At 49.6% G+C, this 16,156-nt stretch carries 14 protein-coding genes, 1 pseudogene and 1 riboswitch; of the genes and pseudogenes, 3 read left to right on the top strand and 12 right to left on the bottom strand.

Annotation, left to right across the window (positions count from 1 at the left end; translation table 11 throughout):
• Positions 1-132 precede the first annotated feature (132 nt).
• Positions 133-1,659 (bottom strand): succinyl-CoA:acetate CoA-transferase ScpC, encoded by a 1,527-nt coding sequence (locus CB4_RS10350; protein WP_096465642.1) that lies wholly within the window; start codon positions 1,657-1,659, stop codon positions 133-135.
• A gap of 204 nt (positions 1,660-1,863) precedes the next feature.
• Positions 1,864-2,535, bottom strand: a complete 672-nt coding sequence (locus tag CB4_RS10345) for a LytTR family DNA-binding domain-containing protein (RefSeq protein ID WP_096465640.1) — start codon at positions 2,533-2,535, stop codon at positions 1,864-1,866.
• 216 nt (positions 2,536-2,751) lie between these two features.
• Between CB4_RS10345 and CB4_RS10340 the strand changes: the two genes are divergently transcribed.
• On the top strand, positions 2,752-3,384 hold the full coding sequence (locus tag CB4_RS10340) for a GerMN domain-containing protein (RefSeq protein WP_157737917.1): 633 nt from the start codon (positions 2,752-2,754) through the stop codon (positions 3,382-3,384).
• A 59-nt stretch (positions 3,385-3,443) separates the two neighbouring features.
• On the opposite strand, the gene CB4_RS10335 is transcribed toward CB4_RS10340, so the two are convergent.
• Positions 3,444-4,535 (bottom strand): YheC/YheD family endospore coat-associated protein, encoded by a 1,092-nt coding sequence (locus CB4_RS10335; RefSeq protein WP_096465636.1) that lies wholly within the window; start codon positions 4,533-4,535, stop codon positions 3,444-3,446.
• A 137-nt stretch (positions 4,536-4,672) separates the two neighbouring features.
• On the opposite strand from CB4_RS10335, the gene CB4_RS20950 reads away from it, so the two are divergent.
• Positions 4,673-4,903 (top strand): hypothetical protein, encoded by a 231-nt coding sequence (locus CB4_RS20950; RefSeq protein ID WP_146226658.1) that lies wholly within the window; start codon positions 4,673-4,675, stop codon positions 4,901-4,903.
• Between the two features lie 420 nt (positions 4,904-5,323).
• Here CB4_RS20950 and CB4_RS10325 read toward each other — a convergent pair whose 3' ends face one another.
• From CB4_RS10325 to CB4_RS10310, 4 genes are read right to left on the bottom strand one after another with little or no spacing between them, the layout of a single operon-like run.
• Complete coding sequence (locus tag CB4_RS10325; protein ID WP_157737914.1) at positions 5,324-5,737, bottom strand: FixH family protein; 414 nt, start codon at positions 5,735-5,737, stop codon at positions 5,324-5,326.
• A 13-nt stretch (positions 5,738-5,750) separates the two neighbouring features.
• Complete coding sequence (locus CB4_RS10320; protein ID WP_231956219.1) at positions 5,751-7,157, bottom strand: sensor histidine kinase; 1,407 nt, start codon at positions 7,155-7,157, stop codon at positions 5,751-5,753.
• 17 nt (positions 7,158-7,174) lie between these two features.
• A complete protein-coding gene (locus tag CB4_RS10315; RefSeq protein WP_096465628.1) occupies positions 7,175-7,843 on the bottom strand; it encodes a response regulator transcription factor in 669 nt (222 codons plus the stop codon).
• On the bottom strand, positions 7,840-8,838 hold the full coding sequence (locus tag CB4_RS10310) for a YncE family protein (protein ID WP_096465626.1): 999 nt from the start codon (positions 8,836-8,838) through the stop codon (positions 7,840-7,842). The genes CB4_RS10315 and CB4_RS10310 overlap by 4 nt, the downstream gene beginning before the upstream one ends.
• Before the next feature lie 131 nt (positions 8,839-8,969).
• Positions 8,970-9,124, top strand: a riboswitch (FMN riboswitch).
• Positions 9,125-9,131: 7 nt separating this feature from the next.
• Here CB4_RS10310 and CB4_RS10305 point away from each other — a divergent pair.
• Positions 9,132-9,731, top strand: coding sequence for an ECF transporter S component (locus CB4_RS10305; RefSeq protein ID WP_096465624.1), 600 nt, complete (start codon positions 9,132-9,134; stop codon positions 9,729-9,731).
• A 71-nt stretch (positions 9,732-9,802) separates the two neighbouring features.
• On the opposite strand, the gene CB4_RS10300 is transcribed toward CB4_RS10305, so the two are convergent.
• The 5 genes and pseudogenes from CB4_RS10300 to CB4_RS10280 form a co-directional block, all read right to left on the bottom strand.
• On the bottom strand, positions 9,803-10,045 hold the full coding sequence (locus CB4_RS10300; RefSeq protein ID WP_231956218.1) for a hypothetical protein: 243 nt from the start codon (positions 10,043-10,045) through the stop codon (positions 9,803-9,805).
• A 25-nt stretch (positions 10,046-10,070) separates the two neighbouring features.
• Positions 10,071-11,978 carry an oligoendopeptidase F gene (gene pepF / locus CB4_RS10295; protein WP_096465620.1) on the bottom strand — a complete coding sequence of 636 codons (1,908 nt, stop codon included), beginning with the start codon at positions 11,976-11,978 and terminating at the stop codon, positions 10,071-10,073.
• 642 nt (positions 11,979-12,620) lie between these two features.
• The gene (gene cbpB / locus CB4_RS10290; protein WP_096465618.1) at positions 12,621-13,067 is read right to left on the bottom strand and encodes a cyclic-di-AMP-binding protein CbpB; all 447 of its coding nucleotides are present in this window, start codon (positions 13,065-13,067) and stop codon (positions 12,621-12,623) included.
• 27 nt (positions 13,068-13,094) lie between these two features.
• A pseudogene (gene mscL / locus CB4_RS10285) lies at positions 13,095-13,485 on the bottom strand (large conductance mechanosensitive channel protein MscL).
• A gap of 13 nt (positions 13,486-13,498) precedes the next feature.
• Complete coding sequence (locus CB4_RS10280) at positions 13,499-16,075, bottom strand: FtsK/SpoIIIE family DNA translocase (RefSeq protein WP_096465616.1); 2,577 nt, start codon at positions 16,073-16,075, stop codon at positions 13,499-13,501.
• Positions 16,076-16,156: the final 81 nt, after the last annotated feature.

Here is a 16,156-nt window from a genome sequence, read left to right as displayed (position 1 = left end):
AACTATACAAAAAATATGGCAGAAAAACAATGACAAAAACCCCGCTCACGAATGTGCCCGGGGGTTTTGCTATCGTTACGGTCTCTATAATGATTCTCTCCACAAATGTATCTTTATCTATATAATCTCATATTACTTAGTAACAAGCTGTTTTTCTTCCACCTGCTCAAGCATGGAGCGAGTCTCGCGGAACCGATCATGGAAAGAGAAAGCTTTCTCTAATACATGTGGTGTCTGACCGCCGCGCTGACATGCCTCATCGAAGTACGCCTGCAACTGCGGGCGATACATCGGATGTGCACAGTTGTCGATGATCGATTGTGCACGCTGACGCGGAGCTAATCCGCGCAGATCCGCAATCCCCTGCTCTGTTACCACGATGTCAACATCGTGCTCTGTATGGTCCACATGTGACACGAATGGTACCACACTTGAGATCGCGCCGCCTTTTGCTGTTGATTTAGTAACAAAAATACCAAGGCGAGAGTTGCGGGCGAAGTCGCCAGAGCCGCCGATGCCATTCATCATATTTGTACCCATTACGTGTGTCGAGTTCACGTTGCCATAAATATCGAACTCAAGTGCGGTATTAATCGCGATCAAGCCGAGACGACGCACGATTTCCGGGTGATTCGAAATTTCCTGCGGGCGAAGCAACAGACGATCTTTGTATTTCTCCAGATCGCGCATAACCTGATCGCTCTTCTCCGGTGAGAGCGTAATCGAGCAGCCAGATGCAAAGCGGATTTTGCCGGCATCAAGCAGATCGAATACCGCATCCTGCAGCACTTCCGAATACACTTCCAGATCCGTGAATTCTGAATCGAGGAAGCCATGGAATACTGCGTTTGCTACAGAGCCGATTCCAGACTGCATCGGTGCAAGCGTATTCGACAAACGTCCTGCGGCTACTTCTGCACGCAACAATTCAAGCAGGTGCGCTGCGATTTGTGCTGTTTCTTCATCCGGCGGAACGATTGTCGATGGTGAATCGGCTTCATCTGTTACGACAATGCCTTTGATCTTAGATGGATCAACATGAATGGCTGTAGTTCCAATACGCTGATCTACTTGTGTCAATGGAATCGGTCCGCGTTCCCCTTGTTTGCCCGGTGTATAAATATCATGAATACCTTCAAGTGCCGGGGATTGACGCAAGTTTAACTCAATAATGATTTCTTTGGCATATTCGGCAAAAATGGCCGAGTTACCGACCGATGTACTCGGAATAATCCCTCCATCTTCCGTAACTGCAACCGCTTCCACAATTGCGACATCAATCGGTGGAATCGAGCCAGAACGGATAGCCTCTGATGTGTGCGACAAATGCTGGTCGATGTAGTTAATTTCGCCACCGTTAATTTTCGCACGCATCTGACCATCTGCCTGAAATGGCAAGCGAATGTTCACGATGCCAGCTTCGGCCATAATCGCATCAATCTCAGATCCCATTGATGCTCCTGTATATACATTAACTTTGAATGGCTGTCCACTCTTGTTAGCACGATCTACCAGCGCACGTGGAACCTGCTTAACATCTCCGGCGCGGGTAAAACCGCTCAATCCGAGTGTCATACCATTTTGAATCCACGTAGCAGCTTCTTCTGCTGTGACAAGACGATTGCGCAATTCTTCGTTGCGAATTCGTTGAGAAAACATTGTATAGCCTCCCACTAAAACTATTCTCTTTTTCTATGTTTTTTAAATTATTTATACACTAACGATAGCATGCCCGCACACCAAGCTCCTTATATTCAAGATAAAGCAGAATTTTTAATGATAAAACAGAAGAAATAATGATAAAACCCTTTCAAAACCCTAGAAAAAATCCAATAAAAAAGAGAAGGAATATTGTCCTCCTCTCTAAAAGCCCAGCATGCGCCGGAATACACTGGCATATTTCTGACTAACCGGCACACGGCTGCGTGTCGGGTCATTCATGATCAGTACAAACGTGGAATGAAAATCCGGGTGAATCTCCATAATCGAATGCACATTCACCATGTAAGCACGGTGACAGCGTATAAACCGATCAGATGGCAGCAGTCGTTCGAGCTCAATAAGGCTGTATTTATTCAAATACACGCCGCGCTCCGTGTGCAAGAACGTCTTCCCCTTCTCCGATTCAATGAACTGAATATCAAACAGCGGAATCGGAATCCACCGGTCTTCTCCACGCCCGATCAAAAAGTGATGCCGCGGTAACGAACGGTCAATCTGCTGCATAGAAGACGGAAAAATGGTCGTAACACATCCTTCTGCCTGTCCGTGTGTGATAATCGGGGTGCTCATCGCATAATACGGCACACCAAATACGCTCTCCTCAAGGTATTGAGCAAGCTTTTGCTTGTCCGATAAGGCCCGGCGTGTAAGGGTTCCTTCTTTAACTGTATCCCCCGGCTTGATCTTCAAATCGATCATCCGGCTCGGCTGGTAATAAATAAATTTCGATTCGTCTGCAATGGCAATGGAAGCTTCCTGGGGAAGTGTCTGGCTAATTGCTTGAACAATCGAATGCACCGATGATTGATCCATACATTCAACTCCTGTATATCGTATTGCTTTTTATATCTACACTATACTTGATTTTGCCCGCCTTCGGCATAAAAACCGAGCATTTTTATACATTATTTTTATTTCCTAAACTGTTTTTGCCAGTTAGGACTTATGCAGGTGTTTTGTGGTAAAGTATTATGTAACAATATGAAAGTATAAACAGCAAGTATTATGCCAGAAGGGAAGGATTACGCTATGCGTTTACCTTACGCTTTACTCGCCGCTGCGACCGTAACAATCGGACTGGCTGGCTGCACGAATACGTCCAATACACCAACAAATGCGCCAGCACCAACGACCACAAATGTACCGAACACCGGAACTCAGACACAAGCGGACACAGACGTGAATACGCAGGCTCCTAAAGCGACTGAGCCTGTGCAATCCGATAAATTGGCTGTTCAGAAAAAACATGTCGAGCTTATATTCAGTGATGATAATTTGATGACTCAATATAAAGAAACACATTCGATCTCCTATGAGAAAGAAGAGGATCTCCCGCTGCTTGCACTGAAAGCATGGCAGAAGGGGCCAAAAAGCCATAAGCTCGTTAATCTGCTCCCAGCTAATGTAGAGATCCAATCCGTGAAAAAAGACGGAAACACAGCGATCGTCAGCCTGTCCTCAAACGTGAAGCAGGCCGCTAATCTCGGGTCCACAGGTGAACAGTTCCTCATGGAACAAATCGCTACGATCATGAACCAGTTCGGGTTCAAGAATACAAAGATCGTCCTAGACGGTCAAGCAACGGATACGCTTCTCGGACACATGGATGCTTCCACTCCAACCGATCCGCTGACACTCTCCGACGTACCACAGATAAAATAATTATGAGGCACAGAACGGTCTGAGAAATTCAGACCGTTCTGTTTTAGAGATATTCATGATTACTCCTCACATGCACGGTTGAGCAAATAGCGTGCGTATCCCATCGGATTGGCATACGTTGCCTTCCACTCCCGGATCATTTTTCCGTTACGGAAGCTGTACCTCTGATCGCGTCCGTTACATTCAATGAAAAGCGGGGTCCCTCCATCCGTAATCCCGATATCAAGCCCCACATCTGCTAGACCCTCAATCGAACGTTCCAGCTTATAGACTACACGCAGCGCAAATACCTCGACCGCTTTCTCGACCGCTTTAATTTCAAGCTTCGGATGATCGGTCAGCAGAACAGACAAGGGATATACCCGTCCGCCCTGCCCGACATTGCTTAAAAATCGGCCATGCGGAGCAGCCTTACCTACCATTCCTGTTACCTGCCAGTGTCCAGTCGCGTCTTTCTGCACGGACACCCGTAGATCGAACGGTCTCTCCTTATACGTGGCAAGCGGTAGCTGCCGCTGAATATGATACCTCCCACCATGTAGCTTCATCCGAAGGAGAGCCGGGATCGAATTTTTAAAATCTACATTTCTCCAGATTCGCTTTTTGTTTTCATATGCAGCATACGTCAGCCGCCAACCGTTCTTTTGACGTGCAAGCCGCATAATGCCGAATCCGATGCTTCCGCTGTTCGGCTTAATAAATAACTGACGGTATTTCTTCATCATAGTCTGCAAATTTTCTACCGTACCCCGCACTGTATGAGCGAGATGCGGACGCAGAAGAGCATCGCTCCACAATAAATCCTGAATATACGGTTTGCTGTAACGGTTCCACCGATTAAAAACAGCAATGTTTCCTTTCACAAGACCATTCAGCTTCCCTTTCTCCCCATCTGAAAAATAAAGTGCCCGATTGTGAATGACCCGAGGCATAGGCACAATCATTCGGCGGTATTTCTCGCCTTTCTTGACGTATGCCCATAACGTGGATTTTCCCGGCTGTATATCCTCAAGCCGGAAGTAACACGGTTTTATGCCATGCAACTTTCCTCCTTCTTCATAAAACGCAAGGACTTCAGTCTGTGTCTTTCCTGCTGGAATCCCTTTGTACATCGCCCGATTCAGCAGGACGCCTACATACGGAACTTTCATCACACGCCTCCTTGTCTGTTTTCCCCTATACAGTATGAGGCAGTAAAAGGGCGGGTGCTTGTATGCGAAGGCTGAATGTAAGGATGGGCGAGGCGACACAACACAGCCACTTTCTTGGTGCAGGGTTTCCCTAACGTGTGGTGAAGGAGCGGGATCGGGTGGGGCCTCGTCACTTAGGTACGCTTACAGGGAAGCATAGACTGTCCGCTCCAGGTGCCAGACGAACTCGCCCACAAAAGATTGCCCACGATGTATGTACATCGAAGCATTGTGGGCAAAAGCCCGTTCGCCTGTCCCCTTCCACTGGGAAGTCGCGTACAGGCATTCCGTTGCCCCACCCGATCCCGCTCCTGACACAGTTTGGGTGAAAACTCTCAAGCAGTATCAAGAAGCTGAGTTTTGCTATGCAGGTAAAAAGTAAAGGAAGGAGGCTTCCAAAAAGTCAGTGGCGACCCGAGAAAATCCGTTCTGGCGTCGCGTGTTTTTTGTAAACCGAAACGTTGTGCGGGGAGTGGGAGAAGGAAGGAGCAAGAGAGTGCCTGTACGTGCCTACTCAGCGGAGGGAGAACGGCGAACGAGCCTTTGCCCGCAACACTTCGGTGAATCAACATCGTAGGCTCTTCTTTGCGGGCACGTTCGCCGGGCTTCTGGAGCGGACAGTATTGCTTCCCTGCAAGCGTACCGAAGCGAACGGCTCCTTCCTTCTCCCACTCCCTTACCATCACACGTTGTCGATATCACACAAAAAAGCTGCCCCATTCGCCACGTTCTGGCTTGGGACAGCTTCTTTACTTCACTACAACTTTTCGCTTTGACATCTCATGCACTTCGCCTGCTTCAACATGATACATCAAATAATAAGTGCCTGGCTCCTTATACGTCTGTTTCAATTCATATAGACCTGCTCCAACTTTTTTCGGCTGAACGGTCTCATGATTTTCTCGCTGCTTGTCTTTCCAGAGCTCCACATACACTTTGTCCGGATTATCCAAAGGCTTACCTTTCTGTGTTACGACCAGCTTAAATGTCAGTGTTTCCCCGACTTTTGGTGCCCATGTCTTCGTTTGGAATTCGACTTCAATCGGCGCAGGTTCCGCGTTCGTGCCTGGCTGCGGCGCATTGTTTGCCGAGCAGCCCACAAGTGCTACCAGCAGAAAAACAAGTAGCAGTGCTCGTCTGATCCATACGTACTGTTTCATCATTGCTTCTCTCTCCTTACGATTGTGGTTCCTCATATTCATACAGCGGCAAATAAATGGATACCGCCGTACCTGTTCCAACTGTACTTTCGATGGTCCATGTTCCGCCGTGCAGGTGAACAATCTGCCGCACAATGGACAGTCCGAGACCGCTCCCGCCATTTCGACGATTGCGGGCCTTATCCACACGGTAGAACCGCTCACCGATCCGAGCAAGCTCACCCTCTGGAATGCCTGGTCCATTGTCTTCCACCGTGAGTCGGCATCGTCCACCTTCCGCCATTATCAGCGTTACCGTAAGCTGCCCGTTTTCCGGAAGATGGCGCAGTGCATTGTCGCACAAATTGTGAATCACCTGTTCGAGCCGATCCAAATCCCCTATAACGATCATATCCGGGTCAAGTTCCATCGTCAACTGCGCGCTCTTCTCTTCAAGAAATGGACAAAATTTCTCCAGTGTATCCTCCACCAGTTGGGCCAGCGGGAGCGGTCTCAGCGTAAGTGGATATGTCTCTCCTTCAAGGCGTGCAAGATCAAGCAGATCGTGGACAAGTCGCTGCATGCGTCCAGCCTCCCGGTGAATGAGCGTAACATACCGCTGCTTATCATCTTCTGCCTGCACAACTCCTTCGATCATCGCCTCGCTGTATCCTTTGATGTAGCTAAGCGGGGTGCGAAGTTCATGTGAGACATTTGCTAGGAATTCTTTGCGCTGCTGTTCCACTTCCGCAAGTTCGGACGCCATATGATTGAGTGCATGGCCGAGTCTGCCGACTTCATCGGTTATGCCAACATCAACACGAGCAGCAAAATTGCCTCGTGCCATCTCGCCCGCTGCTGCCTCCATCGCCCGCAACGGCTTCGTCAAACGGGTAACGATTTGCAAGCCTGCATACATCGAGATCAGGACAAACAATCCACCTGTCGCTAGCACAATATAACGCGCTTCACTAAACGCCTCAGTAATCGTCGCAAGTGGTACGTACAAATACACAATCCCTGCAAGACGCTTATTATCTAGAAGCGGCACGATTACCGCCATAATCTTCCGGCCAAACCGCTCTTCATATCCGATCTTGCTTACTGTTTTTCCCGTCAGAAGTCGTCCACGCTCCTCCTCGGTAATAAGGGCATTGTACTCCACTTCAAACGGCAGACAAGCTCCAAGCTCACGTTGATTTTCGGTTACATAAATCTCTGCTCCTGATACGGTGTTGAACTTCTCCGCCTGCTGACGAAATGCACCCGTCAACGGTCCTCCTTTATACATCCCAGCCACTTGTTCCCCCTGATAGCGCAGCGATGATTCGACCTGCTGGACATACAACTTTTCATATAAATACTCCGTTAGCCCATACGACATTAGCACGGTGAACACAATGCCGGATGTTATGAGTAGCCACAGCCTCTGATTCAGCTTCAACGTAAATCCCCTCACCGCTATACCTCGAACTTATAGCCGATTCCCCAGACGGTCTGAACGAGACCTGCATGCTCCCCAAGCTTCATACGAAGCGTTTTGACATGTGTATCGACTGTACGGGCGTTGCCGTAATATTCATAGCCCCATACCATCTCCAGAAGCTGGTCGCGACTTAATACTTGTCCAATATGGCGGGTAAAGCAAGCGAGCAAGTCGAACTCCTTCAATGTCAGAAACAAATCGGCGCCATCAATCCGTACTTTGTGCCCTTTAATATCCATCTCAAGCGGACCAATCCGCACGATGTCATCCGCCTGGCGGCGAGTGCGGCGCAGAAGTGCTTCGATGCGGGCTACAAGCTCACGCGGACTGAATGGCTTGACGATATAATCATCCGCTCCAATCCTAAGCCCGTTTACTTTATCCCATTCATCCCCCCGTGCCGTCACGAAAATAATCGGTACATCGGATTTTTCCCGCACTTTCATACATACCGAAAGCCCATCCATGTTCGGCATCATGACATCAAGCACAAGCAGATCAAATCTGCGTTCCGCAAGTCGTACGAGCGCTTCCTCTCCGTCTTCCGCCTCTACACATTCATAGCCTTCTTTTATCAAATACATGATGATCAGCTCACGCATCTGCGCTTCATCATCTACTACCAATACTGAAAATTGGCTCACGATTGCCCACCTTCCCGTACAAACAGCTGCATCGGGCCTCCCCCGACCCGCACTGTTTTGATGACTTTCATCTGCTTCGGATCGACAACATACACCTGGCCGCCTTCAAAACTGGAAATATACAGGTGCTCCCGTCCGGCAGCCATCCCGAACGGACTCGTACCGAGCGGCAACGTTCCCGTTACGGCACGGTCAGTGACCCGAATGCGCCGCAACGTACTCGATCCGTGGCTGAGTACAAATACGGTATCTTCATTATACTGTACAAATTCAACCGGCATCGAGGGTGCTTGTATTTCACCCTGCTTCTGGCCGGTCACGGCATTCAACACCGTAATTGATTCTTCCGGCACGTCTCCCTCACCGTGTCCGCCCACCCACAGCTCCTGCCGCTTCGGAATAAACAGACCGCCCATAGGTGATTCATTCACGGCAAATGTACGTGTTACACGCCCGGCTTTCGCATCAACCGTATAGCCTTTCGCTTCATGCAAATCGTATACGTATATCCATTTTCCATTCGAGTCCGGTATAATCGTAAGTGGATACGAGCCAACCTTCACTGCCGCTCGCTCCTGGCCATCAAGTCCGTAGAAGCGTACCATACCGCGATCCCGATCTGCCAGATAGATTGTCTTTCCGTCAGCTGATGCGACTGCATTTACAATACCGGTTCCTATTTTCCAGACCGCCTTTTCCTGTCCGTCACGCATATCAATGACATGCGCCTGCTCTTCATTTTTATGGTACAACAGCACACTATGGTGATCAGGCAGCAGAAGCAGCCGGTTAAACGCAAACGAAGGCTTCCACTGGGCTAGTACCTCTCCCGTGTCTGCCTGCAAAAATGAAACCATACGGGACTGCGTGCTGGCTACAATGAGCACATCTTTCTCAAGTGGGACAGCTGCAAATGAACGAAACCCACAGCCGGTAACACCGATGGCCAGAAATAGCAATAGACTGGTCAGACATGCCATCTGTATTCCTTTCATTACGTCCTCTCCTTTTATCGCTTCGATCAAACAGTACTTTCATTATAAAAAATAATTGTGTGAAATGTGTGAAGTATTGACGGCTTTCTGTTTTCATGGCATAGTTCTAAATAGGTTGTGAACAAAAACACAACTCCTTTCAGGGCAGGGTGCAATTCCCGACCGGCGGTGATGGAACACCTCTTACTTGTTCTACAGTCCGCGACCCGGATGCAAATCGTACGCGTCCGGCTGACCCGGTGTAATTCCGGGACCGACAGTATAGTCTGGATGGGAGAAGGGAGAACTTCATAATGAGAGGAAAAACACGCCGGATGGCAGTGCTTTCGCTGCTGTCTGCGATCGGGTTTCTATTGATGTTCATAGAAATCCAGCTTCCAATGTTTCCAATGTTTCTTAAACTTGGGATCAGCGAGATTCCAGCCTTAGTTGGGGCCACACTATTTGGACCGCTGGCGGGTGTCATCGTGGAATTAATTAAGAATATCCTGCATGGAATTCTGTACAGCCAGGACAGCATGGGAGTCGGGGAGTTGTCCAACTTTATTGCGGGCAGCACGTTCGTCGTCGTCTCGGTCTGGTTTATGAAGCTCATGCGTGAGAGCAAGCTTGGCTACTGGGTCGGCACGATTACGGGCACGATCGTTATGGCTGCTGTGATGGGGATTGCGAACTACTTTATTTTCATTCCAGCTTATGGGGTACTGCTCAACAAATCCGTACCTGAGATTGTGGCCTGGTCACAGTTGGCTAACTCGAGCATTACCAGCCTGTGGGCGCTAATTCTGTATGCGGTGCTTCCGTTTAACTTGATTAAAGGGGTAATCGAAGCGATCATTACGTACCCAATCTATCAGCGACTTCGACCGATCATCAAAACAGTCTCACAATAGATCATCCGATACGAATAAAAGGAGCTTCCGTTAGTAGCGGAATGCTCCTTTTTTGCGGGATCACGTAATCTTCACACCACAGAGTAGGAAAGTTTAATGGCTAGGTTGCCATTCTCCACGCCTATGTATTCCAGATCTTCAAATACCGCGTTCGGGTATGTCATGTGGAACCGTGTCATCGTCTCGTACATTTCATCAGCGGAGCTTACGTGCAGCTCTATGCGCCCTGCTTCATTATACATGCCTGCATGATTCATCTCATTCACCCTGTCCATATGTTTTTGGTACCATATGATTCGTGTTTCTTTACCCATTTGTGGGGGGAAGTGAATTTTTTTATTATTTTTGTGCGGCTAGTTCTTCCATTTCGGTAAGCGCACGCTCGAACTGCTTCATCGCTTCTCTCACAGGCTGGGCCGTAGACATGTCGACACCGGCTGCTTTCAGTATCTCAAGTGGTGGAGCGGAGCTGCCCGCTTCCAGGAATTTTGTGCGAATGCGCTCGACTGCAACTGCTCCTTCTTTCTCGATCTGTCCGGCAAGTGCAGCGGAGGCAGCGAAGCTGGTCGCATACTGATACACATAAAAATTGTAGTACAAATGCGGAATACGAGCCCATTCCATTGCAATCTCTGGATCATTGACAACTGCCGCACCATAATACTTCTGATTGAGATCGACATACAGCTTTTTAATTGCTTCTGCATTCAGCGACTCACCTGCCTGCTCCTTCTCATGCAGGAGCTTCTCGAATTCTGCGAACTGCGCCTGGCGGAACAATGTATTGCGGAAATTATCAAGATAGCCGTTTAATAATATCATTTTCTCTTCTTTCGTCTGCGCCTTCGCGTAGCGGCTTTTAAACAGCAGTTGCTCATTCAACGTGGAGGCAACTTCCGCTGTAAAAATAGGATAGCCCGATGTAATATACGGCTGCTTTTTGTTGGAATAGTACGTCTGCATCGCATGACCGAGTTCATGGGCAATGGTCGACACATCATCGGCTGTTCCCTGGTAATTGAGCAACACATACGGATGCGTATCATACGCCCCGATCTGATAAGCGCCGGAACGTTTGTCAGCAGTCGAGTACACATCGATCCATCCATCCCCGAATGCCTGGGCCAGTACAGTCGTGTAATCCTCTCCAAGAACAGTCAGACCTTCCAGTACAATCTGCTTCGCCTCATCATATGGGATATAGCGTTCTTTATGCGGTACGGTTGGCGTATACATGTCATACATGTGTAGCTCCTGCACACCTAGCATTTTTTTCTTCAGAGCCACATACCGATGCAGCAGCGGCAGATTCTCGTGAACGGTTGCAATGAGTTCATCATATACCTTAACCGGAATATTATTCGGCGCCAGGCTTGCGGCTAGCGCACTGTCGTAGTGACGCGCCTTCGCATACGCGTTATGTACCTTCACCTGTCCGGCCAACGTCTGGGCAAATGTATCCTGGAATCCCTGTAGCGTTCTGTAGTATGCCTGGAATGCAGCACGGCGAACGGATTGATTCGAGCTTTCGAGATAGGACACATAGTTGGAACGAGTTAATGGAACTTCCTTGCCTGCTTCGTTTTTGATCGAAGGAAACTTGATGTCTTTGGCCAGCATACTATACACAGACTCTGCAGTTCCAGCAAGCGGGGACGTCTGGGCAAGCAGCCGTTCCATGTCACGTGATAAAATATGCGGTTTGCTCCTACGCACATCTTCAAGAAAGAGCCGATACGGAGCAAGATCAGATGAGGCGAGCAGCTTTTGCATGCGTTCGTCTGAGATGGCTACGATCTCCGGAGTCATCCACGCCGTCTTCTCTCCGACCAGTCGATTCATATTGCTCGCTCGATCAGAAAGCGCTTGCAGCGATGCATTCGCTGTATGTACATCAAGTCCAGCACCCGCATACAGTGCCACTTTGTCACGCAGCCGCGCCATCGTTACGTATTGATCAAGCACGCGCTTCATCTCCTGTGGGGACGAAGCAAGCTTGCCCTGATACGATGCGATCACACCCGCCATCTCTTCCACTTTCTTCACATCCGCTTCCCATGTGCTACGACTCGCATATACGTGCTCAAGTTTCCACTTATACAGCGCGGGAATCTCGTCCCGTGCCTGATACGACGGAGCCGTAGTTTCTGCCGCGTACGCTGTCTGCATAGGAATTATGGGCGGCACGGAAATAGAAGTGAGCGCGAGCATAACGGCGCTGATCGTTTGAATGGTTCGTTGTTTCACAGTAAGTGGTTCTCCTTTCAATATTGTGTTGATAGGTTGGAACTCCTCAAGGTGTAGTGGAGGAGCGGAGAAGGAAGTCGCTTTGTCACTTGGTTACGCTCTGCAGGGAAGTAGGAACTGTCCGCTTCAGGAGGCAGACGAACTTGCCCACAAAAGAAGCCAACGATGTACGTACATAGAAGCATTGTGGGCAAAAGCCCGTTCGTCTGCCACCTTCCGCTAAGCGGTCGCGTAAAAGCGTTCCATAGCGCCTTCCTTCTCCGCTCCTGCCCACACTTGAGCAGTCAACGCTCAAGTGCAAGTTTTGTATGGCTTTGCCCCACAGGCTTTTATATTTTTATTTTTTGAATCCCAACTTTGTTTGGGAGGAGAGAAGAGAGAAGTAAGAGAGCGCCTGTACGCTTGTTTCCCAGCGGAAGGAGAACGGCGAACAGGCCTTTGCCCGCAATCCTTCCGTGAAAAAACATCGTGGGTCCTCTTTTGCGGGCACGTTCGCCGTTCTCCTGGAGCGGACAGTATAAGCTTCCCTGCCAAGCGTACCGAAGCGAACGGCTTCTCTCTTCTCGACTCCCACCACACAAAGTTGCGTGATTCCACAAAAAAAACAGGGAATGCCATGTAGCATCCCCCGGTTTCACACTTTTATTCTTTTGGCGCGTTTTTCATCTGCTTATGGAGCGTGGCCAGAATCGATTTGCGTGTCAATATGCCTTTGAACACACCCTCTTCATCTACTACGCATAAAAACGGATGATTAATCGAAAGCTCCAGCCCACGGAAAAACGTTCCGCTCTCTCGCATCCAGCCTACTTTCGTATTCATCACTTCTTCCACCCGACGCGTTCCGAGCTGTTCAAACTCGATTCGTTCAATACCAAGCGCTGTATCCAAAATAAGCGGCATGCTGATTAACCCTTTAAGCTTATAATCGCGATCTAAGACCGGAATCGCGGTATAGCCTGATTTAATGAGCACAAGCAGAGCGTGCTCAAGCGTATTGCCTTCCTGGACAATCGCTACCTTACTCCCTGGAATGACAAGATCCGCAATACGTTCTTCCGGTCGGACTGCTTTTTCTAGTTTCCCCATATATCGATCCATCCCTTTTGTCGTAGGTTACGTATTTTTCTCAGTCACTGGCTCCAGATGGGACGTGCAAGCCGGACAGCGCACCGCCGCCACTGGAATATCAGACAAACAGTACGGGCACTCCTTCTTATTCGGTGCCTGCGCTTCTTCTTCCTGTTTGCGCAACCTTCCGATTCTACTATATACACGCACAACTACAAAAAGTGTCAACGCAATAATAAAGAAATGAAGCACATTGTTTAAGAAAATACCGTAATTAATCGTCGCCGCCCAGCATTTTTCCAATCGGCGGCATCAAAATATCTTCGACAAGCGAGGTGACAATTTTATTAAACGCAGTTCCGAGTGCGACCCCAACCGCGAGATCAATAATATTTCCTTTGCTAATAAAATTCCGAAACTCATCAACAAATTTCATCGTAAACCCTCTGCTACGAAATTTGCGAGTCGTGGCGCGGAATGAGCACTTCGCGCGGCTTACTGCCTTCATACGGACCGACAACCCCACGCGCTTCCATCATATCGATCAAACGAGCTGCTCGTGTATAACCGACACGCAGACGGCGCTGGATAAGCGATACCGAAGCAGTTTGTGCCTCACGCACCAGTTCGACTGCGGATTCATACATATCATCTTCCGGTTCAGCATAGGCTGCTTCCGCTTCCTCACCCGGCACCATCTCCGGGCTATAGCGTGCTTCCTGCTGTCCTTTCACGTATTCTACCACACGCTCCACTTCGCTGTCGCTGATGAACGCACCCTGGATGCGTACCGGCTTCGATGCACCCATCGGCAAGAACAGCATATCACCCCGACCGAGCAGCTTCTCCGCACCGCCCATATCAAGAATCGTGCGCGAATCCGCCATCGCTGATACCCCAAACGCAATACGTGACGGAATATTGGCCTTGATCACACCCGTAATGACATCAACAGACGGGCGCTGTGTGGCAATAATCAGGTGAATGCCTGCCGCGCGTGCCATCTGTGCGAGACGGCAGATTGCGTCTTCCACATCACCCGGTGCCACCATCATCAAGTCTGCCAGCTCGTCTACGATTACAACAATCAACGGTAACGGTTGAATCCCTTCACGGTGTGCCTGTTCATTGTACCGCTCCAGATCACGCGTGCCCGCTTTCGCAAATAGCTCATAGCGGCGCTCCATTTCCTGCACCACTTTTTTGAGTGCCATAGAGGCACGACGTGGGTCAGTCACAACAGGCGATAACAAATGCGGCACACCGTTATACACATTCAGCTCAACCATTTTCGGATCAATCATCATCAGCTTCACTTCCGACGGCTTTGCTTTGAACAAAATACTCATAATAATGCCGTTAATACACACCGACTTCCCGCTGCCGGTCGCCCCTGCAACGAGCAGATGCGGCATCCGAGCCAAGTTCGCAATAATCGGCTGCCCGGAAATATCCCGACCAAGCGCAATGCCAAGCTTGTCTTCTGATTTCTGATATTCCGGGCTCTCTAACACTTCCCGCAGCGTCACAATCGCCACTTCATCATTCGGCACCTCGATACCGATCGCAGATTTGCCCGGAATAGGGGCTTCCATCCGAATGCCACGTGCCGCAAGTGCCAGCGCAATATCATCAGTCAAATTCACAATTTTACTGACCTTCACGCCAATCGCCGGTTGAATCTCGTAACGTGTAACCGTTGGGCCCTGCTGCACACGGCTTACCTTCGCCTGTACCCCGAAGCTCTCTAATGTTGCGACCAACTTCTGCGCGTTATGCTGTGCATCCTTCGCTGATACACTCGGCTTCGCACCTTTGCCCCGATCAAGCAGATCAAGCTTTGGCTTCGCATACAGCCGATTCATCTGCTCCGCTTCTTCAAACGCAAGCGGCACCTCGGACACAGGCGTCTGCTGCGTCGGTGGTTCCTTCGTCTCCGACTTCGTACGCTCCCGAAGCATAACCTTCATCTGCGACCCTTCCATCTGCACCGTAGGCTCGGCCGCCGGTGTGTACATTGCTTCCGGCTTACCTTCCGACTCTGGCATAGACGGTGGCACATCAACTTCCCCATACGCACGATCTGCGAAATGGTCAACAATAATTTCTCCCTTCGGTTCCGTGAAATCATCCATATCCGGCAGAACAGCCGGTTCACTTGCCTTCTTACGCTCCATACGGGCACGCCCCTGTTTGCGCGGTTGTGCAGGCGCTTCCTCTCGCTGCCTACGCTTATCCATCCAGCGTGTGAATAACCCTGGCTTTACATCTTCTATTGAGCCGTCGTCCTCATCTTCGTCCGCAAACTCCGCTTCAATTGCCGCCTGTGCGTCCTTCTCCTGCTGGCGTCGTTCTCTACGCTCACTTAGCAATGTCAGTGCATCTTCTCCCGCTTCCTTTACCCGCACCCCACCTGCGCCAAGCAGACGGCGTACCGCTGCCAGAATGCGTACATACGAAATATTAAACGTCAGCATCAAGCCAATGAGTACGAGAAACACCACCACAAGCGTCGTTCCGACGGCACCAACCCCGGATGAGAACAGTCCATAGCCAAGTGCTCCAAGCATCCCACCTCCAACATCCGTTGTCGACGGCTTGCCTGCGCTAATCTGTGCATTCTCCTTGAGCAGTTGCTCCCATGTCACACCCATCACCGACTGATCAGCAAACCGCCCGCCTGCGGTCATCTGCTCAAACAGCAGCATATGATTCCAAATCAAAACGGCAAAAAACAGTAGAAAAATACCAACCCAGCGCTGAGTAAAAAAGTTTGGCCACTTGCGCTGCACCATTACATATACGCCTGTCCCGATCCCAACAAGCGGAATGAGAAAATCCCATGATCCGGCAGCAATACGGAACACCCAGGACACATACCGGCCAAACCAGCTCGGATTGGAAAAAGTAAGCAGAACAAGAAGCGACACCATAATGACACTTAAACCGTACAATTCATACCGTAGCGTCTCCCCTAAATTGCGCTTCGCCTGCCCCTGCTTCTTCACCGATCGTTTCCCTGCCATTGCCCCACCACCTTACTGTATGTATTCATCACGGACAAAAAGGCAGCCGGTCCTCCAATGGGCACAGTTGCCTTTTTTACC

Source organism: Aneurinibacillus soli (genome assembly GCF_002355375.1).
GTDB classification, from domain to species: Bacteria; Bacillota; Bacilli; order Aneurinibacillales; family Aneurinibacillaceae; genus Aneurinibacillus; species Aneurinibacillus soli.
The sequence above is the reverse complement of the archived record's forward strand: the minus strand, read 5'-3'. Positions and strand labels throughout refer to the sequence as shown.

Excerpts from the sequence above, each read along its gene's own strand:
- CB4_RS10350 (WP_096465642.1), bottom strand. The coding sequence starts at position 1,659 with ATGTTTTCTCAACGAATTCGCAACGAAGAATTGCGCAATCGTCTTGTC.
- CB4_RS10345 (WP_096465640.1), bottom strand. The coding sequence starts at position 2,535 with ATGGATCAATCATCGGTGCATTCGATTGTTCAAGCAATTAGCCAGACA.
- CB4_RS10340 (WP_157737917.1), top strand. The coding sequence starts at position 2,752 with ATGCGTTTACCTTACGCTTTACTCGCCGCTGCGACCGTAACAATCGGA.
- CB4_RS10335 (WP_096465636.1), bottom strand. The coding sequence starts at position 4,535 with ATGAAAGTTCCGTATGTAGGCGTCCTGCTGAATCGGGCGATGTACAAA.
- CB4_RS10325 (WP_157737914.1), bottom strand. The coding sequence starts at position 5,737 with ATGATGAAACAGTACGTATGGATCAGACGAGCACTGCTACTTGTTTTT.
- CB4_RS10310 (WP_096465626.1), bottom strand. The coding sequence starts at position 8,838 with ATGAAAGGAATACAGATGGCATGTCTGACCAGTCTATTGCTATTTCTG.
- CB4_RS10305 (WP_096465624.1), top strand. The coding sequence starts at position 9,132 with ATGAGAGGAAAAACACGCCGGATGGCAGTGCTTTCGCTGCTGTCTGCG.
- CB4_RS10300 (WP_231956218.1), bottom strand. The coding sequence starts at position 10,045 with ATGGGTAAAGAAACACGAATCATATGGTACCAAAAACATATGGACAGG.
- cbpB (WP_096465618.1), bottom strand. The coding sequence starts at position 13,067 with ATGGGGAAACTAGAAAAAGCAGTCCGACCGGAAGAACGTATTGCGGAT.
- CB4_RS10280 (WP_096465616.1), bottom strand. The coding sequence starts at position 16,075 with ATGGCAGGGAAACGATCGGTGAAGAAGCAGGGGCAGGCGAAGCGCAAT.